Source organism: Hypericibacter terrae (genome assembly GCF_008728855.1).
GTDB classification, from domain to species: domain Bacteria; phylum Pseudomonadota; class Alphaproteobacteria; order Dongiales; family Dongiaceae; genus Hypericibacter; species Hypericibacter terrae.
This window is the reverse complement of record NZ_CP042906.1, coordinates 225,232-251,622: the sequence shown is the minus strand read 5'-3', so window position 1 is coordinate 251,622 and position 26,391 is coordinate 225,232. Positions and strand designations below refer to the sequence as shown.

Below are 26,391 nucleotides of genomic sequence, written 5' to 3'. Positions count from 1 at the left end.
CCGGGGGCAGCCTGGCCGATCGGCCAGTGCCCCCGGCTTCGTCGCTCGCCATCAGGCGGCGCGGATGTTGTTGAGGAAGCCGTCGACCTCCGCGCGCAGGAGCTCGGCCTGCTTGGCGAGTTCGCCGGCCGTCGAGAGAACCTGCGCCGAGGCGGCACCGGTCTGGCTCGCAGCCTGCGTCACGCCGGTGATGTTCGACGTCACTTCGGTGGTCCCGGCGGCCGCCTGCTGAACGTTGCGGGCGATCTCCTGGGTCGCGGCCCCCTGCTCCTCGACCGCGGAGGCGATCACCGTGGCGATCTCGCTGATCTTGCCGATCGTGCCGCCGATGCCTTCGATGGCCGCGACGGACCCCGTGGTGGCGCTCTGCATGGCGTTGATCTGATTCGCGATCTCCTCGGTCGCCTTGGCCGTCTGGTTGGCCAGCGATTTGACTTCCGAGGCGACCACGGCGAAGCCCTTGCCGGCTTCCCCGGCACGGGCGGCCTCGATCGTGGCGTTGAGCGCCAGGAGGTTGGTCTGGCTGGCGATGTCGTTGATCAGCTGGACGATGTTGCCGATCTTCTGTGCCGCTTCCGCCAGCCCCTTGACTTCCGTGTTGGTCCGTGCCGCTTCGCTCACCGCGCGGGTGGCAATGTCGGTGGACTCCGACACACGCCGGCTGATCTCGGCGACCGAGCTGGCCAGTTCCTCCGCCGCGGACGCAACCGTCTGCACATTGGTCGCGGCCTGCTCGGAAGCCGCCGCGACGGCCGTCGACTGACGCGAGGTCTCCTCGGCGGTCGCCGACATGCTCTCGGCGGTCGACCGCATCTCGGTCGCGGCCGAAGCGAGGATGCCGAGAAGGCCCGTGACGGACTGATCGAAGCTCTTGATATAGCCTTCGACCGCCCGCTGCCGCGCTTCCTTGCGCTCCTGCTCCTGGCGCTGTTCTTCCGCCAGGCGATCCATCTCGATGGCGTTCTGCTTGAACACCTCGACGGCGTCGGCCATCTTGCCGATCTCGTCCGTGCGGCCCAGCGCCGGCACCGTGATCGTCTTGTCGCCGCCGGCCAGCTTCGACATCGCCGTCGTCATCGCGATGACGGGCTTGGCGATGCCGCTGCCGATGAGCCATGCGATCAGCAAGCCGAAGACGATGCCGCCGAGGCTGAGGATGATCGAGAGCGTCTCGGAGCTCGAGATGACGCCGTGGGTTTCTTCGGCGACCTTCTCTTCCTCGCTGGCCGCGTCGGCACTGATCGTCTCGGCGTCGCTCATCACCTTCTCGGATTCCTCGCCGATCGTCTCGTTGACCAGCTTCTCCATGTCGCCATCGATGACTTCGCTCTTCCTGAAGGCTTCGTCATAGCTGGCGATCAGCGTCTTGATCTCGTTCACCTCGGCGAGGAACGCGGGATCGGTGACGACCTTTTCGATCTGCCCGACGGCCTTCGCGGCCTCCTCGAAGGCGGCTTCCGCCTGCTCGGCCGATCCGGTTTCGCGCCGTTCCAGCATCAGGTTCGAGTAGAGCCGTGCCTTCATGATCTCATAGAGGGCCGAGCTGGCGAGGACCGCGGCATTGCTGTCGCCGCGCTGCGTGGCCTTGTGGACGAGGTCTTCGAGGTCCTCCGAGAGCTTCGGGCCGGCGACGTCCAACACTTCCGAGGCGATCCTGACCCGTTCCGCCTCGAGCTCCTCCACCTTGCCGAAATTCCCGATGATCGTTGAGAGGGTTGTACCCACCTCTTCGAACGCTTTCTTCTGGGTTTCGTCGACCGCGTGCTTCAGACCCGCGTCGATTTCTTCCTGGAGCTTCTTCTCCACCTCGGCCGCGTCTTTCGCGGCCGTGGAATCGCGCATGCCGACATAGTTATCGATGTTCCGGCGCAGCTTGACCACGTCGCGCTCGATCTCTCCAGCGTCGGCGGCGACGCCCACGGCGGTGCTGTAGTCGCCGAACTGGCTCGAGATCGAGGAGAAGCCCATGAAGGAAATGGCGGAAACGCCGGCCAACAGCAGCAGAACGAGCCCGAAGCCCGAAAGCACCTTGGTCTTGACCTTCATATTGGCCAGGCCGGCCATGAGGCCGCCCCGCTTCGCATTCGCAGACAAAATCATACTCGACATGATCACGATCTCCGTTTGCCCGGGCGTCGCCCGGGAGGGTCTTTAAAGGGATTGCAGCAGGAAACGGCGGTTCACGCCCTGCACCGGCCGCGCATTGACCGGGAAGAGCCCCGCGAATTTGCGGATCTGGGCCTCGGAGGCCTCGATCGGCTGCCTGAACATCGTCCAGAGCACGCCTTCCGAGCAGGGCGGCGTCGTCAGCGAGCCCTGATAGCGGAAGAAGCCCCGATCCGTCGGCAGCAGCGCCGCGGGACGGATCGGCGTGCCGACCTCCTGGGCCGGCCCCGCTTCCGTCGGCATTGCGTCCCAGATGGGCTCCAGCGCGGCATTCTCGGCACCCAGCTGGATGAAGACGCCGAGCACGGCCAACTGGCCGGTGTCGGAGCGATGGACGAAATGCAGCTCCAGCTCGAAAGCGCGGCCTGCGAGAAGATGCTCGCTCGGATGATGAAAATGGAATTGCAGGAGCTCGAACGGACGGTCGTCGATCCGGGTCCGGGAGCCGGGGCTGCAATTGACCTGAATGGTGTGCCCGTTGTTGATGATCGTCAGCGGCATGCTCTGGAAGTCGGGCTCGACACCGGCGAGCTGGGCGCTGACCGCGTTCCTGAGATCGATCGGAGTCTGCTCGAATCCCAGCTCGCAGACGCGGAAGTCGGCCGAGAGCTCGCCCCAGTTCTGCGGGCCTGCCTCGCCTTCGTAGCTCCAATGCGCCGCGCCGCCATGGGACGGGGTCGTCGCCGACTCCGCCTGTGCGTGGCGGCCGCCGAGGAGCGACAGGCAGGTCGGACAGGCGACGCTGCCGATGGCGAGCTGTTGAATAACGCGGCGGCGCGAGATGCGGACAGTCACGATAGGCTCCTCCTCTGTGGGTCGGTCACAGGGGACCGCCGATCGATGGCGGACCTCGCCACCGATCGGGGCCTCCATGACCGGCCTGTGATCCCTCCAGGCAGGCAACCCGCAAAGCGATCTTGCGGCGTTGGCTGACATGCGCGGGGAAGCGGCGAGATCACAGGCGCGATGTGTTATTCCGAGATATAGGTAGGAGTCCTAACGACTTTCTTAAAATTGGAGATAACCGTTCGGCTAACCCCTCGCGCCCCGAAACGCGCGCGGGAGACCGCCGCCGGTCAGGCGCGGCGGCTTCCCTTGCTCGCAGAGGGAGGCGGGGAGAGGCGGGGAGAGGCCGGACAGCAGCCGCGTCCGAGGCTTGCGGGGCCGAGAGAAACCGGCGGTTACGGGCGTTTTTCCGGCAGCAAGTCGTCGACGGCGGCCAGCAATTCGGTATCCCGGAAGGGTTTGAAGAGCGCCCGATGCGCGCCCACGGCCTCGGTCAGCGCCAAAGCTACAACGGCCGGCAATTCCCGGCCGCCGCCGGACATGGCGATGATGGGCATGTCCCCATGGAGTGTTGCCGTCACCTTGATGACCTCCGTGCCGTCCGCCTCCGGCAGCAGAACATCCGTCACGAGGAGATCATAGCGGGCGCTGCGCAGGCAGGCGATGGCGACGCGGCCATTCTCGGCTTCGGTGACCTCGTGACCGGCCGCCCGCAGAAGATCGCGCAGCATCGATCTGAATTCGCGGTTGTCTTCAACGAGCAGAATTCGAGCCATGGCGCCTGTGTCGGCTGCTGTTGCGGGGCGGGGTCTGCGTCGGCGTTCGATCGGCGATGGTCGCATAGACGCCGCGCGCCGCGATCGCCGCGGCTTCGGCCGCCACCTCCTGCTGCTGAGGAAGAAGCTTCGCCAGGGCCTCGATGAGAAGATTGAGCGGATCCGAGACCAGAAGTTTTCGCCCTTTGTCCGTCAGATCGATCCGCGTGACCCGCCCGTCATGCGGATCCTTCTTCTTCGCGACCAGCTTCTTGCGGACGAGCGCGGCAATCGTGTCCGAGGCCGCTGCCTTGCTGACGCAATGAACCCGCGCAAAATTCGTCAGCGTATGGGAACTCGGATTGGCGCGGTCGAGATAGCGCAGGGCGCTCCATTGCGCCGGATTCAGCCCTTCGACGAAGCACTGGCTATAGATCATTCGCATCGTGTGATCGAGCAGTTCCGCGATCGCGCGGAGCTTCCTGTCGTGACCCGCACGCTTCGCTCGCGACGCCTTCATCGGCAGCGTCCATCGAGCGCGAGCAGGGAGGCCAGCGATGGAGTTGGGGCCCCGCCATCTGTTGCCGTGTTCATATGCTGGTCTTGAAGAGGCGTCCTTCGAGCAAAGCCAGTTACGGGCGTGGGGCAGCCGGTGAGGTAAGCCGACTCCACACAGCCGGTTTACTTATCATGCGCGCTCCTTCGGGTTACATGGCAGTTTGGCAACCTGCCCACGCCGAAGGATAGCAAGACGTGGCTTGCCGCGGTTCCGAAAGATGGCGGCAGTGCGGGTCGGGTGCGCCCATGGCGATTCCACAGTCGGCGTCTGGCGCCCGGCGATGCCGGCATGGCGGAAGAGGCCAGAGGCCTCCGGCGTTGCGCCTCGCGGTGCGGTTCGGAAGCATTATCGGCGGGCGAAGCGTGGCTTCACGTCAGTACATGAACCAGGACGATCGAGCGCGCTGGCGACAGCGCCGCGATCAGGGCGCGACGCAATCGAAATAGGCGTTGCGCGGCCCCAGCAGCGTCTCGTCGGAATAGCGGACGAATTGCGCGATCTTGCTGTGCTTGTCGCACTCGCTGTCGGCCTGGGCCTGGATCTTGGGGAAGTCGTCCGCGACCGCCAACTGGCGGATCACGACGCCGTCGGCCGAGGACTCCGTGACGGTCGGACCGGAACAGCCGGCCATCGGCAAGGCCAGCAGGATCAGGGGCAGAAGCAGGAAGGGGCGCATTAGGATGTCCTCGCCATTTACGCTCAACAGTACCTGATTTTCAGAAAATGGCCATGATGCGTCAAACACCGAGCCATTCCAGTCCACCGGGAAGATCTGCGACTGCGTAATCAACTTGCAAGACTCTCCTATGCTCCGGCTTGAGAGCCGCCTCTGAGGCATGGAGAATTGGCGTCGCATAAAGCCAGATGTCACCGGCATCAGCGAGGCAAGCCATAGTTCCGCACTGCCGCACGGCACGTGAGACCTCGGATTCCGAAATACGCCCCAGCCGGTGAGATCCTGGCGCGATGATCAAAGGTGCGTTTGTGACCGGCACCGGATCAAGGTGGACCCGTAGGGTTATCATCCCGGCCAAAATCTCAAAGGGAGGGGCGACATGGGGCAAACCGCTCTTGATGGTCCACGGGCCGAAACCCTCGACTTCAATGCGTTGCTTCACCGCGATCACTCGGTCCTGATGCCAGCGGAGCGACCAGTTCGTGGTTGGGTTCTTGTCGAACAGAATCGCCCTCACCGGCCGACATGCTTCGCCAAGAACCGAAGCCGCAACCTCACCCACCAAACCGGGGGCAATTAGAAGCGGTCGAAGGGGAACAATCCCATGAAGCCTGAAGCCGGCTTGATCCGAAGACAGATCGGCAATCGCGCTCTCTACGGCTTTCAGCGCTGAGGCATCCAGGGCCGCGCTAAAGCGTTGAGCGCCCTCGCGCAAGTGTCACTTCATCTGTCATTGGAAGCTGATTTTGCACCACTTGCCTACCCAGTGGCCTGCCACCCGAAGCCGAAGGCGTAGGGTGGCGGGCCGCGACCGACGATGATGAGCACTATGTCTACGCCATAGCCCTATGACCGTTTCCGTCAGCTTCCCTCGGATAGAGATAGGCGGCTCGCCAACAGGCCCTTATTGCGCCTGAGGTTTTCGCCAGTAGTAGAGTCGAGTGCTATCCGCGGGATAGGTGCTTCCATAATCGACTCCTGCTTGTGGTCTTTCAATTTGATCCCGTGCCGGATCAATAGGTCTCCAGTCCGGATCCCGCTGCTCAGACGCAAGCGGTTTGCGCACGTGTTTGAGAATACGTTCTTCACTTGCGCCGATCCTGACGAAGTTTCGCTGTCCTTGAATTAACGACACGTGGTTCGCACCGCCCATCTCAGGAAATCGCAATTGTGAAATGTCATCTTCCCAGAAGCATATGGGGCAGATGTCGTAGCTACCGGGCGGGTCCGCATGGACGATGTATCCGCAGCAAGGACAAGGGAATGGATTCATTGATCTCTCGGTAATGGGCGGATGGAGGACATGCTCAAGCGCGGCGCGGATAGCCTGAGCGGCCTGGCGTTGGACGGCAAGGGAAAAGCGAGGCCATCCGGCGCGCGCAGTGGATTGGAATGATTGAGCTTTTCGGTCACCCGCCGGAAGACCCTTGCCATACCTTTCGGCGAAAACCTCAATCATATCAACATGGAAACCGCCATCCATCTGCATCGCGAGACGGCCGGGAAGAGGAAGGATGCTGCGGGATAGGGATCGGCCATTCATCCCGGAAGCTCGCGGCGCGATCCTGTCGGGATGTCTCGACCGCGCGCCAGCCTGGGCATTTTGCCCGATGACCTCCACATTGCGTTGGAACCGTGGCCGCGCATCGGCCGGCCGGCAAAGCACGATGTTCAGGCCTGGACCGTCACGGACGATTGGCCCGAGCGCGTGCCGGTCACTGACGCCGAGCTCGTCGTGTTCGAGGCATGGTTTGAGGATTTGTTCGATGAACTGTTCGGGCCGTGCCGATGATCTGAGAGGACAATCGCGATGACCGTGCCGTTGCGTGCCGTCTTTTACTTGCGCGTCTCGACGGCGCGGCAGGCCGAGCACGATGTCTCGATCCCGGATCAGAAGCGGCAAGGCGAAGCCTATTGCACCGCGCGCGGCTATCAGCTCGTCGAGACCTACGTGGAGCCGGGCGCTTCGGCTACGAATGATCGTCGGCCCGAATTCCAACGCATGATCGAGGCAGGCACCAGCAAGCCCGCGCCGTTCGATATCGTCATCGTCCACAGCTTCTCGCGCTTCTTCCGCGATCACTTCGAGTTGGAGTTCTACGTCCGCAGGCTGGCGAAGAACGGCGTCAGGCTCGTCTCGATCACGCAGGAGATGGGCGACGATCCGATGCACGTCATGATGCGGCAGATCATGGCGCTGTTCGACGAGTATCAGTCGAAGGAGAACGCCAAGCACGTTCTCCGCGCCCTGAAGGAGAATGCGCGGCAAGGCTTCTGGAACGGCTCTCTGCCGCCGATCGGTTACCGCGTCGTCGCGGCCGAGCAGCGTGGCGCGAAGATCAAGAAGAAGCTGGAGATCGATCCGCTGCACGCCGACACGGTGCGGCTGATCTATTGCCTTGCCTTGGAGGGCGATGGGACATCCGGCCCGATGGGCGTCAAGAACATCGCGACGCACCTGAATCAGCATCGCATCTTCACCCGCGACGGCGGGCGCTGGGGCATCGGCCAGGTTCACCGCATCCTGACGCGGCCGACTTATGTCGGCCGCCACGAGTTCAACAAGCGCGCTAAGAACAAGATGCTCAAGCCAGTCGGCGAGATCGTCACCGTCGAAGTGCCGCCGCTGATCGATCAGGCGACGTTCGATGCGGTGCAGGCGCATCTGCGCGCCCGTAATCCGAAAGTTACGCCGGCGCGTGTCGTCAGCGGTCCCACCCTCCTTACCGGCATCTGCTTCTGTGCCGACTGCGGCGGCGCCATGACGCTCAGGACCGGAAAGGGAGGGCGGTATCGCTATTACACTTGTTCGATCAAAGCCCGGCAGGGCGAGACCGGCTGCAAAGGCCGCTCGATCCCGATGGTGAAGCTGGACAACCTTGTTGCCGAGCACCTTGCCGATCGCTTCCTCGAGCCGGAGCGGCTCGAGGAAATATTGGCGTCTGTTCTCGACCGCCGACAGGAGCGCACCCAGCGCCGTCGCGAGCACATTGCCGAGCTGAACAAGCGCGCAGCCGAGACCGACCTACGCTTGAAGCGGCTCTATGACGCCATCGAGGCCGGCGTCGCCGATCTCGACGACCCGGCGCTGAAGGAGCGCATCGCGAGCCTCAAGGCAATCCGCGACCAGGCGCAAGCCGACGCGGCGCGTGCCGCCGCGATGCTGGAGTCGTCAACGCAACAAGCCGTTACGCCGCAGATGGTCCAGAGGTTCGCCAAGACGGCACGCGAGCGAATCAGGATCGACGGTGGCGGCTATCGCCGCGACCATCTCCGCGCGCTCGCACAGCGCGTCGAGGTCGCAGACCGCGAGGTCCGCATCATCGGCTCCAAGAGCAATCTGCTTCAGACGCTGACCGCTGCGGCCAGCGTAAAGCCGGCTACGCCCGGCGTTCGCAGTTCTGTTCTGAAGTGGCGGAGGAGGCGGGATTCGAACCCGCGATAGGTTTTACCCTATGCACGCTTTCCAAGCGTGTGCCTTAAACCACTCGGCCACCCCTCCAGCGCTTATCGGCGACAGGCTGGCCCGGCGGCGTCCTGTTGCGAAGCGGCGGGGACCCTAGCCCAGGCCCCGGGCCCGGCGCAACCCTTGCCTCGAGCCCCTCTAAGCCTTGGATTTGCAGGGTTCTTGGCACCGTCGGGACTGCCGGGGTCCACAGCACCCAGTGCGCGTGGCGCAGCATCCGCCCCGAGCGCATACTCCGCGCTTCGGGCGCGTTGTTTCTTTCCTGCGAGACATCTCCTCGGGAGCCAGTCATGGCAGCAGAACCGGCAACGTTCGAACAATTCACGCAGAAGATGGCGGGCGACATGGGGGCCGCGGTGACCGCGGCGCTGGTGACGCTGGGCGATCAGCTCGGTCTCTGCAAGGCGCTGGCCGAAGGCGGGCCGGCGACATCGACCGAGCTCGCGCAGCGCACGGCCTGCACCGAACGTTATTTGCGCGAATGGCACGCGGCGCAGGCGGCCGCGGGCTATGTCAATTTCGACACGAGCTCGGGCCGCTATTCGCTCGACGACAATCAGCGCCTCGCCTTCGCGACCGAAGGCAGTCCCGGCTTCATGCCGGGATTCTTCCAGGTGCTGGGCTCGATGTTCCGCGACGAGGCCAAGATCGCCGACGCCTTCCGCACGGGGCGCGGCGTCGGCTGGCATGAGCATGACGTGGCGCTGTTCCATGGCGCCGAGCGCTTTTTCCGCCCGGGCTATGCCGCCCATCTCGTCGCCGACTGGATCCCGGCGCTCGACGGCGTGAAGGCCAAGCTCGAGAAGGGCGCCAGAGTCGCCGATGTCGGTTGCGGGCACGGTTCCTCGACCTGATCCTCGCCAAGGCCTTTCCGAAATCGACGTTCTTCGGCTTCGGCTATGACGGACCTTCGATCGAGCGCGCCCGCGCGCTGGCCAAAGCGGAAGGCGTCGCCGACCGGGCGACCTTCGAGACCGCGACGGCCAAGACTTATCCCGGCCGCGACTACGATCTCGTCACATTCTTCGACTGCCTGCACGACATGGGCGATCCCGCCGGGGCGGCGGCCCATGTGCATCGGTCGCTCAGGAAGGACGGCACCTGGATGGTGGTCGAGCCCTTTGCCAACGACAAGTTCGAGGACAATCTCAATCCGGTGGGACGCATTTTCTATGCGGCCTCGACCATGATCTGCACCCCGGCGTCACTCTCGCAGGAAGTGGGCTTGGGCCTCGGCGCCCAGGCCGGGGAGAAGCGCCTGACCGAGGTCATCAAGCAGGGCGGCTTCAGCCGCGTGCGACGCGCGGCCGAGACGCCGTTCAATCTGATCCTGGAAGCGCGACCTTAGGTCCGGCGAAGAACGATCGAGGGCGCGGACGTCACTCGGCCGGCTCGGCCGCATGCATCGGCGCCGGTGCGCTGCCGCCGGCGGGCGGCGGCGCGATCCGCACCTCGTCCTCCTTGGCCGGAACGGCTTTGCCGTCGGCGGCGCGCCACTGGCGCGCGAGCTCGTTCAGCTGATTGAGCACGAGGCGCAGCTCTTCGCCGCGCCGGGTCAGGCTGTAGGTCACGCGCGGCGGGATGGTCGCCTCATAGCGGCGGTCGACGATGCCGGTGCTCTCCAGCATGCGCAGGCGCTCGGTCAGAACCTTGGCGGAGATGCCGGGCACCTGGCGCTTGATCTCGCCGAAGCGGCTCGGACCCGAACGCAGCAGCACCCAAAGTATGTAGGTGGTCCAGGGGCCCATCAGGATGCGCAGCACCCAGTCCATCGGACATTCAGTCACTGCCGCCGTACGCGCCATCGGAAAAGCTCCTGCCTGGGTTCCCTGCCCCGCTGCCTGCGCCCCCGACCGGGGCCGAAGCGGTGACTTCGTTAGGCTACCGGTACCACGCCAGTATCTTTTGGCAAGTCACGCTATTGTTATCACCACCCGGGCCGCCCGAGCCGACCCCTCCCCGTTCGGCCGGTTTCCCCAGCCGGCCCAAGCCGTTAAGGTCGGGCGTCCACGACGCCGGGAAAAAGACCGACAAGCAGGCATGGCAAGGTCGCTGCGATATCTGGGCTGGGTCCTGCTGGCGATCGCCGCGGCGTTCCTGGGTCATGACCTCGTCCTGCTGCTGAAGGACGGTCATTGGGACGCGGTTTCGCTCGGCCAGGCCTGGGGCTGGCTCCATGAGCCCAGCCGCGACGGGTTGCGCGCGCAACTCGAGGCCCTCTGGCCGGCGCTGGGACACGGAGCGGCGGTCTTCCTCGGCTCGCCGGTCTGGGTCGTGTTCGGCCTGCCGGGCCTGCTGCTGTCGCTGGCCGGACGCCGATCGGCCAAACGCCGGCGCTGGTGGGGCTGACGCCGACTTCTCGCTGACGTCACCGCCGAGGTCAGTCGTCGCCCATCTTGAGCGCGGCCAGGAAAGCCGACTGAGGGATCTCGACGCTGCCATATTGGCGCATCTTCTTCTTGCCCTCCTTCTGCTTGTCGAGAAGCTTGCGCTTGCGGCTGATGTCGCCGCCATAGCACTTCGCCGTGACGTCCTTGCGCAGCGCGCTCACCGTCTCGCGCGCGATCACCTTGGCGCCGATCGCCGCCTGGATCGCGATCTTGAAGAGCTGCCTCGGGATCAGCTCCTTGAGGCGCGCGCAGAGCGCGCGGCCGCGCTGCTCGGCATGGCCCTTATGCACGATGCAGGCGAGCGCATCGACCGGCTCGCCATTCACCAGGATCGAGAGCTTTACCAGCTCGCCTTCGCGATAGGAGTCGACCATATAGTCGAACGAGGCATAACCGCGCGAGACCGACTTGAGCCGGTCGTAGAAATCGAACACCACCTCGTTGAGCGGCAGGCGATAGACCAGCATGGCGCGATTGCCGGCATAGGTCAGGTCGATCTGCTCGCCGCGGCGGTCTTCGCAGAGCTTGAGGATCGGGCCCAGATACTCGTCCGGCACCAGGATCGTCGCCTTGATCCAGGGCTCTTCGATCTTCTCGATGCGCGTCACCTCCGGCATGTCGGCCGGATTGTGCAGCTCCTTCATCTCGCCGTTCGTCATATAGACGCGATAGACGACCGAGGGCGCCGTGGTGATGAGGTCGAGATTGAACTCGCGTTCGAGCCGCTCCTGGATGATCTCCAGATGCAGCAATCCTAAGAATCCGCAACGGAAGCCGAAGCCCAGCGCGGCCGAGGTTTCCGGCTCGAACTGGAAGCTCGCATCGTTGAGCCTGAGCTTGGCGAGGCTGTCGCGCAGGTTGGGATATTCGGCGGCGTCGATCGGGAAGAGCCCGCAGAACACCACCGGCACCGACGGCTTGAAGCCGGGCAGCGGCTCGGGCGCCGGCCGGCGATCGTCGGTGATCGTGTCGCCGATCCGGCAATCCGCGACTTCCTTGATGCCGGCGATGATGAAGCCGACCTCGCCCGGCCCCAGCTCCGGAACCGCCACGCCCTTGGGCGTGAAGACGCCCACGCGCTCGATCACATGGGCGGCGCCGGTCGACATCATGCGCACCTTGACGCCGGCCTTGAGCACGCCGTCCTTCACCCGCACCAGCGTCACCACGCCCTGATAGGCGTCGTACCAGCTGTCGATCAGGAGGGCCCGCAACGGCGCCTCGGGGTCGCCCGTCGGCGGCGGCAGGCGCGTGACCAGCGCTTCCAGCACATCGTCGATGCCGATGCCGGTCTTGGCCGAGATCAGCACCGCGTTCGAGGCGTCGAGCCCGATCACATCCTCGATCTGCTGGCGCACCTTCTCGGGCTCGGCCGCGGGCAGGTCGATCTTGTTCAGGACCGGGATGATCTCGTGATTATTGTCGATCGCCTGATAGACATTGGCGAGGGTCTGGGCCTCGACGCCCTGGCTGGCATCGACCACCAGCAGCGAGCCTTCGCAGGCGGCCAGGCTGCGGCTCACCTCATAGGCGAAGTCGACATGGCCCGGCGTGTCCATCAGATTCAGCGTGTAGGTCTTGCCGTCCTTCGCCGGATAGCTGAGACGCACCGTCTGCGCCTTGATGGTGATGCCGCGCTCGCGCTCGATATCCATGGAATCGAGCACCTGGTCCTTCATCTCGCGATCGGTCAGGCCGCCGCAGCGCTGGATCAGCCGGTCGGCCAGGGTCGATTTCCCATGGTCGATATGGGCGATGATCGAGAAGTTGCGCAGCAGGCTGAGGTCGGTCATGGCACTCGCAAGGGGGCAATGAGATCCAGGAAGGCATTGGTCGAGGCTCGGCACCGAATCGGGCGCCGGGTCGGCAAGGCCGGCCCGACGGCGAAGAGACGCGGTCGGTAGGGGCAAGAAACCGCTCGTTGGTCCCTGAGGCCGGTCCCCGTTCGGTTCGGTCCCGGAGTCGGCTCGCGCAGGGTCCGCGTCGGCGCGGGCAGGAACATAGGGCCCGCCCCGCCGGCTTGCAACCGCGAGGGGCCCCCGGTGCGGCCCGCCGAACGCCGCAGGCCGGCCACGGCAGAGCGCATTCTTCGCATTGATAATATTCTATTTCGTATATAACATCGATAAGCGCTTTCGGCTACCCTATAGCAATTACATACGATACCGTACTTTATGGCCAGGCCGGCAACCTATCGGGCAGAGGATTGGATCGCGGCGGGCTGGCGCGCGCTCAGCCAGGGCGGGCCGGCGGCGGTCCGGATCGAGGCCCTGGCCCGCGATCTCGGCGTCACCAAGGGAAGCTGCTACGGCTATTTCGCCGACCGGGCGGCGCTCCTGGCCGCCATGCTGGCGCAATGGCGCGAGCGGTCGGGCGGTGCCCTGATCGCCCGGGTCGAGGCGCAGAAGGGAACACCCCAGCAGCGGCTCTGGGCCCTGATCGAGACCGTCATCCGCGAGGGTGCCGGCTCGCCCGAGCCGGCCTTGCGCGGCTGGGGCCGGGGCGATCCCGCCATCCGCGAGGCGCTCGAGGCCCTGGATCGCCAGCGCCTCGGCTATCTCGAGGGGCTGTTCCGGGCCATGGGCTTTCCTGCCGCGGACGCGAACGCCCGGACGCGGCTCTGCTATCTCTCGCTCATCGCCGAGCACCAACTCGGCATCGCGGCGAGCGCCGAGGAGCGGCTTGAGGCGGCACGGGCGCAGTTCGCCTTGCTGACAGCACAATAAGCCGACGAACGAGATTAGACCGCGATCAGTCGGCGGCAACATCTCCGCTCACGGCGAGCCCCGCGTCTCTACTCAGAGCAACAGTGGCACTGGTTTGCTCGATTACCTCGACGCCCCGAAGCTTTCTTTCGATAGCACGACTGCGCACTCCGACGTCGTCGAGCGAGTTGGACGCGGTAACAAGCTGCTTGCGCACCTTGTCAATAACTTCGCCGTACTTCCCAAACTCTGCCTTCGCCTCGCCGAGGATGCGCCACACTTCGCTTGATCGCTTCTGAATTGCAAGGGTCCGAAATCCCATCTGAAAGCTATGAAGCAGCACGGTGAGAGTTGTGGGACCACTGATTGCGACGCGATGCTGACGTTGAATGTAGTCCGCCAACCCGGGGCGACGCACTATTTCGGCATAAAGCCCCTCGGTCGGAAGAAACATGATCGCGAAGTCCGTTGTCTGAGGCGGCTCAATGTATTTGTCACAGATGCGCTTCGCCTCAGCTTTGATTCGCGCCTCGAGTTGATTACCAGCGATTTCTACGGCGGTGACATCTCCACGTTCAAGAGCGTCTACCAGTCGGTCGTAATCCTCATGAGGGAATTTCGCATCAATTGGAAGCAAGAGCGCCCCGTCCTCCTCTGCGTTTCCAGGCAGCCGAACGGCGTACTCAACGACTTCGGAGCTGTGCTCCTTGACGCGGGCATTCTTCACGTATTGGTCAGGTGACAGCATCTGCTCCAGTAGTGCGCCCAACTGAACTTCCGCCCAGCCACCGCGAACCTTGACGTTTGTAAGTACGCGCTTGAGGTCGCCCACCCCAGTAGCAAGATTCTGCATTTCCCCGAGGCCTTGGTGAACCCGCTCCAAGCGTTCGCTCACGACAGAGAAAGACTCTCCGAGCCGCTTCTCCAAAGTACCCTGAAGCTTCTCGTCTACAGTCTTGCGCATCTCCTCCAGTTTGTTCGTATTCTCCTCACGAAGCTTATCGAGGCGACCTTCGACCACCTGCCTAAGAGCTTCCTGCTGCTTTCCATTCGCTTCGATCAACGAAGCAATCTGAGCTCCCACAGATCCCAGCCCTTTCTGTAGCGCGTCGACAAGCGATTTTGCGTTTTCTCTGAGATCTGCACCAACTCGGTTCAAATTCGCAGCGACAGCCTCTTGCAGAGCAACAGCTTGCGTGGCTGCTTCTGTTCGAATTGCCAACGCCGATTCCGCATTATCTTTGCGAAATGCATTGAACCGCTCTTCGATTGAAGTTCGAAACAGTGAAGATTGAGTCGCGCTATCCTGATTCAGCTTGTCTACCGTACTCGTCAGAGCTATCAGCCGCTCCTCTTGTTGTTGCGACAATAGAGCCGCCGTCTTTCGCAGGTCGTCTCCGACCTGTTTGAGAGTGACGCCAATCTGATCTCGTAGCGCGATTGCGTTCTCCACTTCCTGCGCTCCAAAAGAGCGCAATCGTTCCTCGAGGCGGCTACTGAGGTCATCGACTCGCGCCTGGATTGAGTCACTAAACCCCCGAATTGTTCCGCCCACTTCTTCACGCAACGCCTTACCGCGCGCCTCAGCTTCGTCGCGCATCAAGTTAGTTTCGCTGCGATAAGTGCGCTCCATTCGTTCTGAGCTGGCGGCAACGTTACCGAGTCCAGCCTGAAGTTCTCCACGGAGGCCGCCGCTATCACCGGAGCGCCTCCAAACCAGGAATATCCCCATGATCGAGAGGAACGAAACAAACAGAGTCAGGATAGTTAGAGATTCGAACAGAAATGGACGATCCAACATACATTTACCTTACGAGTTGCGGTGGCCCGGCGAGATCTCGGAGACAAAGGAGCTCTAGGAGAGAACATCTCGCTTCAGGGCATCGATGACCGTAAAGCGACGGTGGGTGAACTTGAGCAATCTAGATAGCGATTCGACAAGCGTGTCGGAGAGTGGATAGCAGTAATGGTCGAACGCAAATGTTTGCGGCGCACGCGTCAGCGAGAAGCCAGCAGAACCGTCATCGAATTTCTGGAATTCTCGAAAGAACATCGTTCGTGATAATGGGCCCTCGAAACCTCCCAAGGGGCTTACTGACCACTGAATAGCGACCGGATGGCGAGCGGCATCATGCGAATGAGGTCCGCGATGTTTCGCTTTGGCTTCGGCAAGGCCTATAATTTTGTCTTTCTGTGCATCTCGAAACCAGATGCGATCTTTTGAAATTATTTCATTCACGCAATCCCAAGACGACCGCTTCGATAATCCCAACGCTTTCGTGTCTGGCGCCTCGACCCGCACTAGCAAATCAGCTTCTTTTTGGCAGGACACCAACCAATGCTTGAAACTTGAAAAGGGGTGCATACCTGATTTTTCCAATCTCTTCTTTCGGTGTGGCTTGCGGTTGGCCATTTAATTTTACAATGCGGAGGCACCCACCGATTGCTTTCGGTCCTTTCCTTTCTTGTAGATTGTAATAACGCGATCACCATTGGTGATAACAACCGTATTCTTAAGACGCTCCAGTGCGTTGATCTTAAGTTTTAGCTCTTGGATGGCGTCATCGACTGCACGGCGATCGAGGAAGTACCCATTGTCTATCTCTACCGCCAATTCCAACAACTCGGCGACGTCAGACGGTCGATAACCGCGCTGCTGAATTCGCGTAGCTGCATGTCGCGTAAGTTCCATTTCTAAAGACATTTGTGCCCCCTATAGACCGAGCTCTGCAGCTGTCTTGCGTGTCCACGTCACACCAGTCACCAGACCAGGAACACCCTTGGAGTTTGGCCGACGCCAACGGGGTGGCTCCATGCGAGTGAGGAGATCGAGAGCCAATCGAAAATCTGCAATCTTTTGAGGAGCTGACTTCGGGCCGATCTGATAGTGCTTGCCAACTAGGCACTCCGGCGAGAAATGTGACCCGTCTTTGGCTACCGGTACAAAGAGGACGTCATCCAACATGTGGTCGGCCGTGGACGCCGGAACCACGGAACCGGCTTCATCTAGCTCCCAGATTGAAGGAAGAAACCCGGGCCGGCCCTCGAGCCAGCGACGTGCGTCTTCGACTCGGACCTGTCCGTTCTCAGTGGTCCGGAGATCGCTACCGCTCGATGGTGCCAAAATGTTCTTAATGCTCTTGAGGCTGACACCTGCAATTGCCGCGAGCCCTTCGGGACCGACCAAAGTTCCGTCGACACCAGCATCAATAGCCCAGCGGGTTTGCGCGGCCTCAAGTGTTCGCTCCAGCACTCCTACGTCGGCCCAGGTTCGCGGACAGCTTTCAAGGAACATGTCAGCGCTCGTGCAGTGGCCCAGAATGGACAAGCCTCTTTCATCAAGACTACGATCATAGGTTGTAGGCAAGCCAAAGAATGCATAGGCATAAAGATTCGTGAAATTCTCTGAACCAACGAGCCTCGCGAGATCCGATAGACCCAGTGCCTCCCATTGGAGGCGCCATTCTTCGGGGTTCTCCAATTCGATCCCCAAGGCAGTCCGCATGAGCGAGGACATGGCCTCATTTGCTGCTTGCTGACCCACAAGATATTCCAAGAATTCTCCAGCTGATTTGACCAGTTCCCCAACGACTGCGGGCGCAAGGTCTTCATACTTCTCGCCAAACTGGTTCAGCCGATCCTGGACAATGTTGAACATATTAAACTCCAATAGGGATAAAGGACGTCCTGTATCCCTAATAAATATTTGATGTGAGAGAACAAGTCAAGAAAAATGATACGGGATATCCTTTATCCCGCATTTTTGGCGGTGATCCGCTCCCTTCCTTTAATCGAACGCGCCTGCGTCATGTAATCGCGCCCCGAGGCGCGTCTTAGATCCGCCCTGCCGGTGCGCTCGCGCCTCGCGCGACATAGGGGGACGGCGCCATTTTGCGCGGGTTGGAGGCGACTTCATCGCCCGAGCCGGCCTTGCGCGGCTGGGGCCGGAGCGATCCCGCCATCCGCGAGGCCCTGGCGGCGCTCGACCGCCAGCGCCTCGGTTATCTCGAAGGGTTGTTCCGGGCCATGGGCTTTCCGGCGGCGGACGCCGCCAGCCGGGCGCGACTGTGCTATCTGGCGCTCGTCGCCGAGCATCAACTCGGCATCGCGGCGGGCGCCGAGGCGCGGCTGGAGGCGGGACGGGCCCAGTTCGCCTTGCTCACGCGCGCCTGATCGTCGGAGACTCCGGCGACGACGCTTTCGCCCCCCACCGCCTGTCCTAGAGAGATCCCATGACGCCCAGCCTGGCTCTGCTCGCCATTCTCGGAACCTTGGCCCTGGGTGCGATGAGCCCCGGCCCGAGCTTCGTGCTGGTGGCGCGGATGGCGGTCGCCCGCTCGCGTCGCGACGGGCTCGCCGCGGCCCTCGGCATGGGCATGGGCGGCGCCATCTTCTGCAGTCTGGCCTTGATGGGGTTGATCGCGCTGCTCGCCAGCGTCGAATGGCTCTATGCGTTGCTCAAGGTCGCCGGCGCGCTCTATCTGTTCTATCTCGCCATCGCGATGTGGCGCGGGGCGAAGCGGCCGCTGGCCATGCAGGACGACCGCACCGGCAATAGCGCGGAGCCGCGTCCGGGATCGCCGCGCCGCTCCTTCGCGGTGGGTCTCATGACACAGCTCTCCAATCCCAAGACCGCCATCGTCTATGGCGGCATCTTCGCAGCCCTGCTGCCGCCCTCGCCGCCCGGCTGGATGGTGCTGGTCATGCCGCCGCTCTTCTTCGCGATCGAATGCGGCTGGTACAGCATCGTGGCGCTGCTGTTCTCGGCGGATCGGCCCCGCCGCGCCTATCTCGGCAGCAAAGGCTGGATCGACCGGGCAGCCGGCGCGGTCATGGGCGCGCTGGGCGCAAAGCTCATCCTCGACGCCAGCCGCTCGGTCTGATCGGGCAGCGTCATCCCCTTCCTTCCGGAAGGAAAATGACGCTGCGCCGCCTCGCAATCCGATTCTACGCCTTGCGGCGGGACATATCGTCGGCTCCCCCGGCCGTGGCCCTGGTGGCCCGCTCGGCCGCCTGTGCGGCCGTTTCCTGGGTAAAGGTCTGAAGCGGCTCCCAGCATTTTCCGGTCAGCTGGGTCGCCAGCGCCATCAGGCGCCCCGCCTCCTCGAGATATTGCTGCGTCGCCTTTTGCGCGAAGTCGCAGTGAAGACCGAACGCCGCCGTCGGGTCCGTGCAATGGAGCAGCGACTCCGAACGCTCGACATTCTCGCGGATTCGCTGGCTGGCGAACTCGCTCATTTCCTGGCCGACCGCCGCCATTCCCTTCATCATCACCTCGCTCGCCTGCAGCAGCGCCTTGACGGTGGCGCCGCTCGCGAGAGCGAAGGCCTGATAGTCGATCTCGGGCGTCACAGCCGTGGGCGCAGCCGCCTGCAACGGCTCCGTCGACAGCTTCGGACGGTCGGTCGGAACCTTGGGAATCTCCATCGACGCCTTGGGCGTCTCCGGGGATGCCTTGGCCAGGCCAACATTCAGGACGCTGGGCTTGAGAACTTCGGCTTGAGGAATTGTGCGTGACATGACTCTGTCTCCCAGATGTGAAACGGGTTCCACCCGGAGGCCGCGCGGGCCTGCAATGCGCGGTGACGGTGGTCGAAACCGGCAAATCCCTCCAACAAACGACATTGGAAGACACGGGATCTGCCGAACCGGAACGTCTGCTGCACGGAGCGAGATCGACGGCTTGCGACCGGAGCCCTGACATATGAGATCGGATCGCAACGAGACTCTGACGCGGCAATTTTGCCGAGGCGTGGAAGAGAATCGATCCCGCGTCGTCGAGATCGACTCTAGGCCCATGCCGTCGGCCAGGACAAGCGACGTAACTGTGTCAAATCATCACGCTAGATGTTGATGCAATGCGCAGCGCGCCTCGACGGGTTGACGGCTTTGCGGCGAATTCACAGGCTGTTAATGGGGGCGACATAAACTCTTCATCGACCATTCGCAGCCGGAGGCCCGCACCCCGTGACCGATCCCAACGACACCGCGCGCACCGCCGCGCTCTGGATGATGCACAGCGCGGCCTTGAGCCGTCTGCTGCGCGCCAACGGCCGCGACGATCACGCCGACCAGCTCGAGGCGGCGCTGAGCGAGGTCGGCAACATCCTGACCGCGAAGGTCGGCGAGGACGCGTTCACCGACGCGATGGACTGGGCCAGCGCGCAGCTCTGGGACCAGCAGGGCTTCCTGCCGCAGAGCACCGCGCGGCACTAGAGGGCGCGAGGTTTTCGCCGCTGCTCTCCCGAGCTCGTTCTGCCCGCTCTCATCGTCACCGCGGCGCTCCATCGTCGCCACAGCGCTCATTGTCACCCCCGCGAAAGCGGGGGCCCAACTCGATCCAGCGTATCGAGTTGAAAGATGGGTCCCCGCTTTCGCGGGGATGACCAAAGGCGATAACGCGCGCCCTCTTCCTGATGGGCGCATTCAACGGCCTCAGCTCCGCAGCACCGCGCCCGTCGCCTTCGTTACCGCGGCCACGATCTTCTGCGACACCTGCTCGATCTCCGCATCGGTCAGCGTGCGGTCGGTCGGCTGCAGCGTGACCGAGATCGCGACCGACTTCTTGCCGGCCTCGATGCGGTCGCCCTCGTAGAGATCGAACAGGCTGACATTCTGGATCAGCGCCTTGTCCGCCGATTTCGCGGCGCGGATCAGCTTGTCGGCTGGCACGTCCGACGCCATCAGGAACGCGAAGTCGCGCTCGACCGGCTGATAGGCCGAGGCCTTCAGCGGCGGGCGCTGCGGTCCGCTCTTCGCTTTGGGCTGCGGAATCGTATCCAGCATGATCTCGAACGCCACGGCCGGACCTTCGAGTCCGAGCCCCTTCGCGACGCGCGGATGGAGCGTGCCGAAGCGCGCCAGCACCGTCGGTCCCAGCCGGAGCTGGCCCGACTGGCCCGGGTGATACCAGGCCGGCGCATCGGCGGTGACCTGGAAATTCTCCACCGGCGCGCCGAGGATCGTCAGCAGCGCCATCGCATCGGCCTTGGCATCGAACGCATCGACGGGCCGCGGCTTGTCGCGCCAGTTCCGCGCGCCGGTCTGGCCCGCGCGCAAGCCCGCCGCCACCAGCGCCTGGCCTTCCGGCGTGGCGTCGGTGTAATGCGGACCCACCTCGAACAGCCCGAGATCGCTTAAGCCTCGCGCGGCATTGCGCGCCGCCGCCATCACCAGGTTCGGCAGGATCGATGGCCGCATCACGTCGAGATCGGCCGAGATCGGATTGGCCAGCATCAGCTCCGGCTTGACACCGCCGAAAAAGGCAGCGGCCGCCGAGGAGGTGAAGGAATAGGTCACCGCCTCGAGCAGTCCGCGCGAGGCGAGGATGCGTTTGGCCTGCTGGGCACGGCGCTGGCCCAGCGTGACTGCGGGCTCGGGCAGCGGCGTGTCGCGCTCGAGCGGCACGGCCGGCACCTCGTCATAGCCTTTGACCCGCACGACTTCTTCGACGAGATCGGCTTCACCTTCGATATCCGCGCGCCAGGACGGCGGCGTGACGCGGAGGATCCTGCCCTCGGCCACGACCTCGCAGCCCAGCGCTTCAAGGATGCGTCCCGATTCCGCGACCGGCAGATCGAGCCCGCCCAGCGCGAAGACGCGCTCGGGCCGCAGCGGCAGCGGCCGGCGCCATTCCGGCATCGAACCCGCCTTCACCACATGGCTCGCCTCGCCGCCGCAAAGCTCGCGCACCAGCTTGGCCGCGATCTCCGCGCCCCAATCGGCCGACATCGGATCGACGCCGCGCTCGAAGCGATAGCGCGCGTCGCTCTCGATGCCGAGCCGGCGGCCCGTCGCCGCGACCCGCTTGGGATCGAACAGCGCCACCTCGAGGAACACGTTCTTCGTCTCGGGCGTGCAGCCGGTAAGCTCGCCGCCCATGATGCCGCCGATGCCGTGAACGCCCTTGCTGTCTGCGATCACCGTCATGTCCGGCTCGAGGCGATAGGTGCGGCCGTCGAGGGCCAGGACTTCCTCGCCCTCGCGCGCGAGGCGCATGGTGAGGTCGCCGGCGAGCTTGTCGGCATCGAACACATGGAGCGGGCGGCCGAGATCGAAGGTCACATAGTTGGTGATGTCGACCAGCGCCGAGATCGGCCGCAGGCCGATCGCGACCAGCCGGTCCTTGAGCCATTGCGGGCTCGGGCCGTTCCTGACGTTGCGGAAATAGCGCCCGACCACATAGGGGCAGGCCTTGTCCGCCTCGGCCGGCAGGTCGCGCCGCCAGCGGATCGGGCTGTCGAAGCTGCCCTCGGCCTTGGCGATCGCGAGCGGCTTGAGCTTGCCGATGCCCGCCGCCGCCAGATCGCGCGCGATGCCGCGCACGCCGAGGCAGTCGGCGCGGTCGGCCGTGATCGCGATGTCGAACAGCGGATCGTCGAGCCCCATCACCTTGGCGAAGGGCACGCCCACCGGCGCATCGGCCGGCAGCTCGATGATGCCGTCATGATCCTGGCCCAGCCCCATCTCGCGGGCCGAGCAGAGCATGCCGTTGGAATCGACGCCGCGGATATTGCCCTTCTTGAGATCGAGGCCGGTGCCGGGGATATGGCTGCCGGCCGGTGCGAACACGCCCTTCATGCCGGTGCGCGCATTGGGGGCGCCGCAAACGACCTGGACCGGATCGCCCTCGCCGGTATCGACCATGCAGACCCGCAGGCGGTCCGCATTGGGATGCGGCTTCGCCTCGATCACATAGGCGACGCGGAAGGGTGCCAGATCCTTCGAGCGGTCCTCGACGCTCTCGACCTCGAGGCCGAGCTTGGTCAGCCGGTCGGCGATCGCCGCCGCGTCCGCCGTCGTGTCGAGATGATCCTTGAGCCAGCCGAGCGTGAATTTCATCGCGCCGCTCCCACCAGGCTCGGCACATCCAGGGGCTGGAAGCCGTAGTGGGAGAGCCAGCGCGCATCGCCGTCGAAGAAGGTGCGCAAGTCCGGAATCCCGTATTTCAGCATGGCTATGCGCTCGATCCCCATGCCGAAGGCGAAGCCCTGGTAGCGCGCCGGATCGACGCCGCCCAGCTCCAGCACCTTGGGATGGACCATGCCGCAACCCAGGATCTCGAGCCAATCGCCGTAATTGCCGAGCTTGAGCTCGCCCCCTTTGCGCGAGCAGCCGATATCGACCTCGGCCGAGGGCTCGGTGAAGGGGAAGAAGCTGGGGCGGAAGCGCAGCGGCAGATCGGACACGCCGAAGAAAGCGCGGCAGAACTCGGTGAGGCAGCCCTTGAGATGGCCCATATGGGTCTTCTCGTCGATGACCAGCCCCTCGACCTGGTGGAACATCGGCGTGTGGGTCATGTCGGAATCGCAGCGATAGGTCCGGCCGGGCGCGATGATGCGCATCGGCGGCTTGTGCGATTTCATATAGCGGATCTGCACCGGCGAGGTGTGGGTGCGCAGCAGCTTGCGCCCTTCGAGATCCGTCGGGGTCGCGGCCTTGCCGAACTTTCTATCTGCACTTTCTTCCGCGCCGAGGGCAGCGGGGTTGGTGGGGCGGCCGCTGCCCGAGGCGCCCAAGTAAAACGTGTCGTGCATCTGACGCGCGGGATGGTCCGGCGGAATATTGAGCGCCGTGAAGTTGTAGAAGTCCTCTTCGATGTCGGGACCTTCGGCGACTTTGAAGCCCATTTCGCCGAAGATGGCGATGATCTCGTCGATGGTCTGGCTGATCGGATGGAGCCGGCCCTGCGGGCCGGTGCCGACCGGCAGGGTCATGTCGAGCGTCTCGCGCTGCAGGCGCGCATCGATCGCGGCCTCGCCGAGCTGGGCCTTGCGCGCCTCGATCGCGGCTGCGACCGAATCCTTCAGCTGGTTGAGCGCGGCCCCCGCGCTCTTGCGCTCGTCGGGCGTCAAGGCGCCCAGCCCCTTCATCAGGCCGGAGATCTCGCCCTTCTTGCCGAGCGCTTCGACGCGCAAGGTTTCGAGCGCCTCGAGGCCGGACGCGGCCGCGACCGCCTCCAGCCATTTCTTCTCCATCCGCCTTGCATCCTCGAGCATCGAACCTGTCCTTGAGAAACTCACATGCGTAAAAAGCGAAGGGGCCGAACATGGCTCGGCCCCTTCGCTTGGTCTTGTTGCCGTCCCTGGCGGGTCGCTTGATCGGATCAGCGCCCTGCCCGAGCCGGCCGCGATGAAGCGGGCCGTCGTCGCGCGGTCAGGCCGCCGGTAAATCGGTGCGTTGCGATCGCCAGTTCCATGGGGCCGGAGGATAGGCGCAACGCCGGCGGCCGGTCAATCTGAGGAGGCGGCCCCTACCAGGGATCGCGCCTATCAAGAATCACACCGTCCCCTCCCCGCGATGCCTTGCTAACGCTCGGCACCGCTGCCCCTCCCGCAAGGGGAGGGGACGTGATCGCTATTTCTCTAGCCCCCTCCCCTTGCGGGAGGGGGTAGGGGGAGGGGGCACTCTCGTTAGTCCAGCTGCATCAGCATCAAATTCAGCGCGCCCGACAGCAGGTTCTGCTGCTGGCCGTCGATCAGCAGCCGGTCGAGGGCGACCTTCTCGGTCTGGCGGTTATGGATGAACTCGAACTCGATCTTGTGCTGGCCGCCCGAGCTGCTCGGCTTCGTCACCAGGCAGGTGACCTGCACGATCTGGTCATTGTCCTTGTAGGTCTCGGATTTCCCAGCCGACCATTCGAACTTGCCCCGCGCGCCGGCGGTGTCGGTGCAGAGCTTCTCGCCGGTGGTGTCGCCCAGCACGGGCGTCTTCTTCACCAGCGCGATGTCGTCGCCATAGCGGTCGCAGCCCGCGAGGCCCAGGGACAGGAGAGCCGGCAGCAAAAGCCCCGCCATCCGGGCCTTCAGCCGGGAGGCGGGGCTCATGACGAGTACCGGCATTCCGGATGCGGGGATCAGGCGCCCTTGCCGAGCGCGTCGCTCGCCTGCTTCACCAGCGCGCCGAAGGCGGCCGGTTCGCGCACGGCGAGATCCGCCAGCACCTTGCGGTCCACCTCGATGCCGGCCTTCTTGATGCCGGCGATGAACTGCGAGTAGGTCAGGCCGTGCTCGCGCACGCCCGCATTGATGCGCTGGATCCAGAGACCGCGGAAGTCGCGCTTCTTGTTGCGCCGGTCGCGATAGGCATATTGCATGCCTTTCTCGACCTTCTCGATCGCGATCCGGAAATTGGTCGAGGAGCGGCCGAAATAACCGGCGGCTGCATCGACGATCTTCTTGTGACGGGCGTGGGTGGTGACGCCCCGCTTGACGCGTGCCATGGCTTACTCTCTCTCAACCGTTGGGCAGGAAGAATTTCTTGACGTTCGCGGCGTCCATGTCGGCCATGATCCGCATACCGCGGGCCTGCCGCTTCATTTTCTGGGTCCGCTTCGACATCCCGTGGCGCTTGCGCGACGGGGTCATCTTGACCTTGCCAGTGGCGGTGAGAGCGAAGCGCTTCTTGGCGCCGCTCTTGGTCTTCATCTTGGGCATTTCATATCCTCTAACTGCTTGAAAACCTTGTCTTTCGGGCGGCCGGGCATGCCCTATTCAGGCCCGGACTCGCTCACCGAGGACGCGCGGTTATACAGAAAGCCCCCCGGATTGGCAAGAAATGGCGGGGCCCGCCTTTTGTCGCGGCGGGAGGTGGGGAGACCCCCGGTCCCGGGAGCGATCGACGAAGCCGCCCCTTTCCCGGGCTCCGGCAGGCCGGGCCCAGCCCTCGGAGCCGGCTCTTCCGCCGCGCCGCTCAGAAAATTTAACGATCTCCGCCCTTATAATTCCGGCTGCTCGTCTCTTTGGCGGCGCCGGGCCAGGGGAAAACGCAGATCATGCCAGAACCTGATGTTCAAGGAGAGCCGCAGCGCAACCGGCGCCTCGATGCCTTGCGCGGGGCCGGCGCCCTGTCGGTCGCCGCCAGCCATTGCGCCACCGCGATGTCGCCGCTTCCGCTCCATAGACTGGCCTTCTGGCAGGTCGATCCGACCAGTGCGACCGACATCCTGCTGCGCGCCGCCCATGTGATCTTCAATGGGCACGCTGCCGTCCTGCTCTTCTTCGTCCTGAGCGGCCATGTTCTGTTCGGATCGCTGGCGACGATATCGCGACGCTATCCGATCGAGCTTGCAGCCTATGGCACCAGGCGGCTGTTCCGCATCATGCCGCTGCTGATCGTCAGTACCTTGGCCATTGCAATCCTCGACCATCTGCCTTGGCGCGCGACCATCGGCTACATGCTTCTGCTGCAGCCCCTCGACGTCACCTGGACGCTGCAGGTCGAGATGATCGGCAGCCTGCTGGTATTCGTCGCCCTGCTGGCCTGGCGCTGGCGCCCCGTCGCCTTGGCGGCACTCCTCGCGCTGACGCTCGTCATTTCCATCGGTTGCTATCAGAATTATCTTCTGCGCGCCCTGCCGGCCTTCGTCTTGGGTTGCGCCATCGGCTCCATGAAGTCCCATCGCCGGCCAACCAGCGGGCTGTTCTGGGCCGGCCTTGTCATCCTGTTGCTGGCGGATCTCGCCTTCAGCAAAGGTGCCGCCTCCCAGCTCGTCGCCATCATTGGCGCGACCTTCGCCATCGCCAACGCATCGGCGCCGGGCGGCCATTTTCTCGAGGGGCGCTTCATCCAATGGGCGGGCCGGCTTTCCTATTCGATCTATCTCCTCCACCCCTTGGGACGAGCGCTGGCCAGCCGAATCTTCGACGCGTTAGGAATCGATCTGCACAGCCTGCCGACTGTCGCCGGCTTCCTTCTCCTTGTCTTTCTCTCGTTTGCGATGACGCTGCCTCTGGCTCAGTTGGCCTATCGCTACATCGAGCGGCCCGGCATTGCCGCGGGACGCCGGATTGCGCATCGTCTTCTCCAAAGATCCACGCCGATCCCGGCGGCGAGCATCGCCATCCCGAGCGCCAGCGCCGATCGCCGATCCGGCTGAAGAGCCGCCCC

Annotated in this window: 29 protein-coding genes and 1 tRNA gene; 10 read left to right on the top strand and 20 right to left on the bottom strand. The window is 63.9% G+C overall.

From position 1 onward, the window contains the following. Positions 1-51: 51 nt before the first annotated feature. From FRZ44_RS01215 to FRZ44_RS27230, 7 genes are all read right to left on the bottom strand, one after another. Complete coding sequence (locus FRZ44_RS01215) at positions 52-2,109, bottom strand: methyl-accepting chemotaxis protein (protein ID WP_151175458.1); 2,058 nt, start codon at positions 2,107-2,109, stop codon at positions 52-54. Between the two features lie 42 nt (positions 2,110-2,151). Continuing rightward, positions 2,152-2,961, bottom strand: coding sequence for a carbonic anhydrase (locus FRZ44_RS01210; RefSeq protein ID WP_191908342.1), 810 nt, complete (start codon positions 2,959-2,961; stop codon positions 2,152-2,154). Positions 2,962-3,347: 386 nt separating this feature from the next. Then, a complete protein-coding gene (locus tag FRZ44_RS01205) occupies positions 3,348-3,683 on the bottom strand; it encodes a response regulator (RefSeq protein WP_263641907.1) in 336 nt (111 codons plus the stop codon). Between the two features lie 22 nt (positions 3,684-3,705). After that, positions 3,706-4,227, bottom strand: a complete 522-nt coding sequence (locus FRZ44_RS01200) for a MarR family winged helix-turn-helix transcriptional regulator (RefSeq protein WP_151175455.1) — start codon at positions 4,225-4,227, stop codon at positions 3,706-3,708. A gap of 460 nt (positions 4,228-4,687) precedes the next feature. Continuing rightward, positions 4,688-4,942: a hypothetical protein gene (locus FRZ44_RS01195; protein WP_151175454.1), complete on the bottom strand. Its 255-nt coding sequence runs from the start codon at positions 4,940-4,942 to the stop codon at positions 4,688-4,690. A 61-nt stretch (positions 4,943-5,003) separates the two neighbouring features. Further along, positions 5,004-5,657 carry a phytanoyl-CoA dioxygenase family protein gene (locus FRZ44_RS01190; RefSeq protein ID WP_151175453.1) on the bottom strand — a complete coding sequence of 218 codons (654 nt, stop codon included), beginning with the start codon at positions 5,655-5,657 and terminating at the stop codon, positions 5,004-5,006. 189 nt (positions 5,658-5,846) lie between these two features. Next, complete coding sequence (locus FRZ44_RS27230) at positions 5,847-6,485, bottom strand: CPCC family cysteine-rich protein (protein WP_225308490.1); 639 nt, start codon at positions 6,483-6,485, stop codon at positions 5,847-5,849. A gap of 30 nt (positions 6,486-6,515) precedes the next feature. Here FRZ44_RS27230 and FRZ44_RS01180 point away from each other — a divergent pair, with 30 nt between their 5' ends. Both FRZ44_RS01180 and FRZ44_RS01175 read left to right on the top strand, forming a co-directional pair. Next, positions 6,516-6,734, top strand: a complete 219-nt coding sequence (locus tag FRZ44_RS01180) for a hypothetical protein (protein WP_151175452.1) — start codon at positions 6,516-6,518, stop codon at positions 6,732-6,734. 18 nt (positions 6,735-6,752) lie between these two features. Continuing rightward, the gene (locus FRZ44_RS01175; protein WP_151175451.1) at positions 6,753-8,387 is read left to right on the top strand and encodes a recombinase family protein; all 1,635 of its coding nucleotides are present in this window, start codon (positions 6,753-6,755) and stop codon (positions 8,385-8,387) included. Here the strand turns inward: FRZ44_RS01175 and FRZ44_RS01170 are convergent. Then, positions 8,355-8,444 (bottom strand) — tRNA-Ser (locus FRZ44_RS01170). The two genes, FRZ44_RS01175 and FRZ44_RS01170, sit on opposite strands and share 33 nt — an antisense overlap. A 254-nt stretch (positions 8,445-8,698) precedes the next feature. On the opposite strand from FRZ44_RS01170, the gene FRZ44_RS27225 reads away from it, so the two are divergent. Both FRZ44_RS27225 and FRZ44_RS27220 read left to right on the top strand, forming a co-directional pair. Then, entirely contained in the window at positions 8,699-9,262 is a 564-nt protein-coding gene (locus FRZ44_RS27225; protein WP_225308489.1) for a hypothetical protein, read from the top strand. After that, positions 9,238-9,756: a class I SAM-dependent methyltransferase gene (locus FRZ44_RS27220; RefSeq protein WP_225308488.1), complete on the top strand. Its 519-nt coding sequence runs from the start codon at positions 9,238-9,240 to the stop codon at positions 9,754-9,756. The genes FRZ44_RS27225 and FRZ44_RS27220 overlap by 25 nt, the downstream gene beginning before the upstream one ends. 31 nt (positions 9,757-9,787) lie before the next feature. Here the strand turns inward: FRZ44_RS27220 and FRZ44_RS01160 are convergent, their stop codons facing one another. After that, complete coding sequence (locus tag FRZ44_RS01160; RefSeq protein WP_225308487.1) at positions 9,788-10,213, bottom strand: winged helix-turn-helix transcriptional regulator; 426 nt, start codon at positions 10,211-10,213, stop codon at positions 9,788-9,790. 235 nt (positions 10,214-10,448) lie between these two features. On the opposite strand from FRZ44_RS01160, the gene FRZ44_RS01155 reads away from it, so the two are divergent. Continuing rightward, the gene (locus FRZ44_RS01155; RefSeq protein ID WP_151175450.1) at positions 10,449-10,757 is read left to right on the top strand and encodes a hypothetical protein; all 309 of its coding nucleotides are present in this window, start codon (positions 10,449-10,451) and stop codon (positions 10,755-10,757) included. Between the two features lie 31 nt (positions 10,758-10,788). Here the strand turns inward: FRZ44_RS01155 and lepA are convergent, their stop codons facing one another. Next, on the bottom strand, positions 10,789-12,591 hold the full coding sequence (gene lepA / locus FRZ44_RS01150) for a translation elongation factor 4 (RefSeq protein WP_151175449.1): 1,803 nt from the start codon (positions 12,589-12,591) through the stop codon (positions 10,789-10,791). Between the two features lie 381 nt (positions 12,592-12,972). Between lepA and FRZ44_RS01145 the strand changes: the two genes are divergently transcribed. After that, positions 12,973-13,524, top strand: a complete 552-nt coding sequence (locus FRZ44_RS01145) for a TetR/AcrR family transcriptional regulator (RefSeq protein ID WP_151175448.1) — start codon at positions 12,973-12,975, stop codon at positions 13,522-13,524. Positions 13,525-13,549: 25 nt separating this feature from the next. Here the strand turns inward: FRZ44_RS01145 and rmuC are convergent, their stop codons facing one another. From rmuC to FRZ44_RS01125, 4 genes are read right to left on the bottom strand one after another with little or no spacing between them, the layout of a single operon-like run. Further along, positions 13,550-15,304, bottom strand: a complete 1,755-nt coding sequence (gene rmuC / locus FRZ44_RS01140; RefSeq protein WP_225308486.1) for a DNA recombination protein RmuC — start codon at positions 15,302-15,304, stop codon at positions 13,550-13,552. A gap of 54 nt (positions 15,305-15,358) precedes the next feature. Further along, positions 15,359-15,916, bottom strand: a complete 558-nt coding sequence (locus FRZ44_RS01135) for a hypothetical protein (RefSeq protein WP_151175447.1) — start codon at positions 15,914-15,916, stop codon at positions 15,359-15,361. Positions 15,917-15,922: 6 nt separating this feature from the next. Further along, on the bottom strand, positions 15,923-16,207 hold the full coding sequence (locus FRZ44_RS01130; protein ID WP_151175446.1) for a hypothetical protein: 285 nt from the start codon (positions 16,205-16,207) through the stop codon (positions 15,923-15,925). A 9-nt stretch (positions 16,208-16,216) separates the two neighbouring features. Continuing rightward, the gene (locus FRZ44_RS01125) at positions 16,217-17,161 is read right to left on the bottom strand and encodes a hypothetical protein (RefSeq protein ID WP_151175445.1); all 945 of its coding nucleotides are present in this window, start codon (positions 17,159-17,161) and stop codon (positions 16,217-16,219) included. Positions 17,162-17,394: 233 nt separating this feature from the next. On the opposite strand from FRZ44_RS01125, the gene FRZ44_RS01120 reads away from it, so the two are divergent. Further along, complete coding sequence (locus FRZ44_RS01120; RefSeq protein ID WP_151175444.1) at positions 17,395-17,676, top strand: hypothetical protein; 282 nt, start codon at positions 17,395-17,397, stop codon at positions 17,674-17,676. Between the two features lie 59 nt (positions 17,677-17,735). Continuing rightward, positions 17,736-18,386, top strand: a complete 651-nt coding sequence (locus tag FRZ44_RS01115) for a LysE family translocator (RefSeq protein ID WP_151175443.1) — start codon at positions 17,736-17,738, stop codon at positions 18,384-18,386. A gap of 64 nt (positions 18,387-18,450) precedes the next feature. Here the strand turns inward: FRZ44_RS01115 and FRZ44_RS01110 are convergent, their stop codons facing one another. Continuing rightward, positions 18,451-19,023, bottom strand: coding sequence for a phasin family protein (locus FRZ44_RS01110; protein WP_191908341.1), 573 nt, complete (start codon positions 19,021-19,023; stop codon positions 18,451-18,453). Positions 19,024-19,470: 447 nt separating this feature from the next. Between FRZ44_RS01110 and FRZ44_RS01105 the strand changes: the two genes are divergently transcribed. Continuing rightward, positions 19,471-19,719 (top strand): hypothetical protein, encoded by a 249-nt coding sequence (locus FRZ44_RS01105; RefSeq protein WP_151175441.1) that lies wholly within the window; start codon positions 19,471-19,473, stop codon positions 19,717-19,719. 219 nt (positions 19,720-19,938) lie between these two features. On the opposite strand, the gene pheT is transcribed toward FRZ44_RS01105, so the two are convergent. From pheT to rpmI, 5 genes are all read right to left on the bottom strand, one after another. Further along, on the bottom strand, positions 19,939-22,344 hold the full coding sequence (gene pheT / locus FRZ44_RS01100) for a phenylalanine--tRNA ligase subunit beta (RefSeq protein ID WP_151175440.1): 2,406 nt from the start codon (positions 22,342-22,344) through the stop codon (positions 19,939-19,941). Next, a complete protein-coding gene (pheS, locus tag FRZ44_RS01095; protein ID WP_151175439.1) occupies positions 22,341-23,501 on the bottom strand; it encodes a phenylalanine--tRNA ligase subunit alpha in 1,161 nt (386 codons plus the stop codon). Before pheS ends, pheT begins: the two co-directional genes overlap by 4 nt. A gap of 414 nt (positions 23,502-23,915) precedes the next feature. After that, positions 23,916-24,329, bottom strand: coding sequence for a hypothetical protein (locus FRZ44_RS01090; protein WP_151175438.1), 414 nt, complete (start codon positions 24,327-24,329; stop codon positions 23,916-23,918). A 29-nt stretch (positions 24,330-24,358) separates the two neighbouring features. Continuing rightward, positions 24,359-24,724 carry a 50S ribosomal protein L20 gene (gene rplT / locus FRZ44_RS01085; protein ID WP_151175437.1) on the bottom strand — a complete coding sequence of 122 codons (366 nt, stop codon included), beginning with the start codon at positions 24,722-24,724 and terminating at the stop codon, positions 24,359-24,361. Positions 24,725-24,737: 13 nt separating this feature from the next. Then, a complete protein-coding gene (rpmI, locus tag FRZ44_RS01080) occupies positions 24,738-24,938 on the bottom strand; it encodes a 50S ribosomal protein L35 (RefSeq protein WP_151175436.1) in 201 nt (66 codons plus the stop codon). Positions 24,939-25,276: 338 nt separating this feature from the next. Between rpmI and FRZ44_RS01075 the strand changes: the two genes are divergently transcribed. Further along, positions 25,277-26,380, top strand: a complete 1,104-nt coding sequence (locus FRZ44_RS01075) for an acyltransferase family protein (protein WP_151175435.1) — start codon at positions 25,277-25,279, stop codon at positions 26,378-26,380. Positions 26,381-26,391 lie beyond the last annotated feature (11 nt).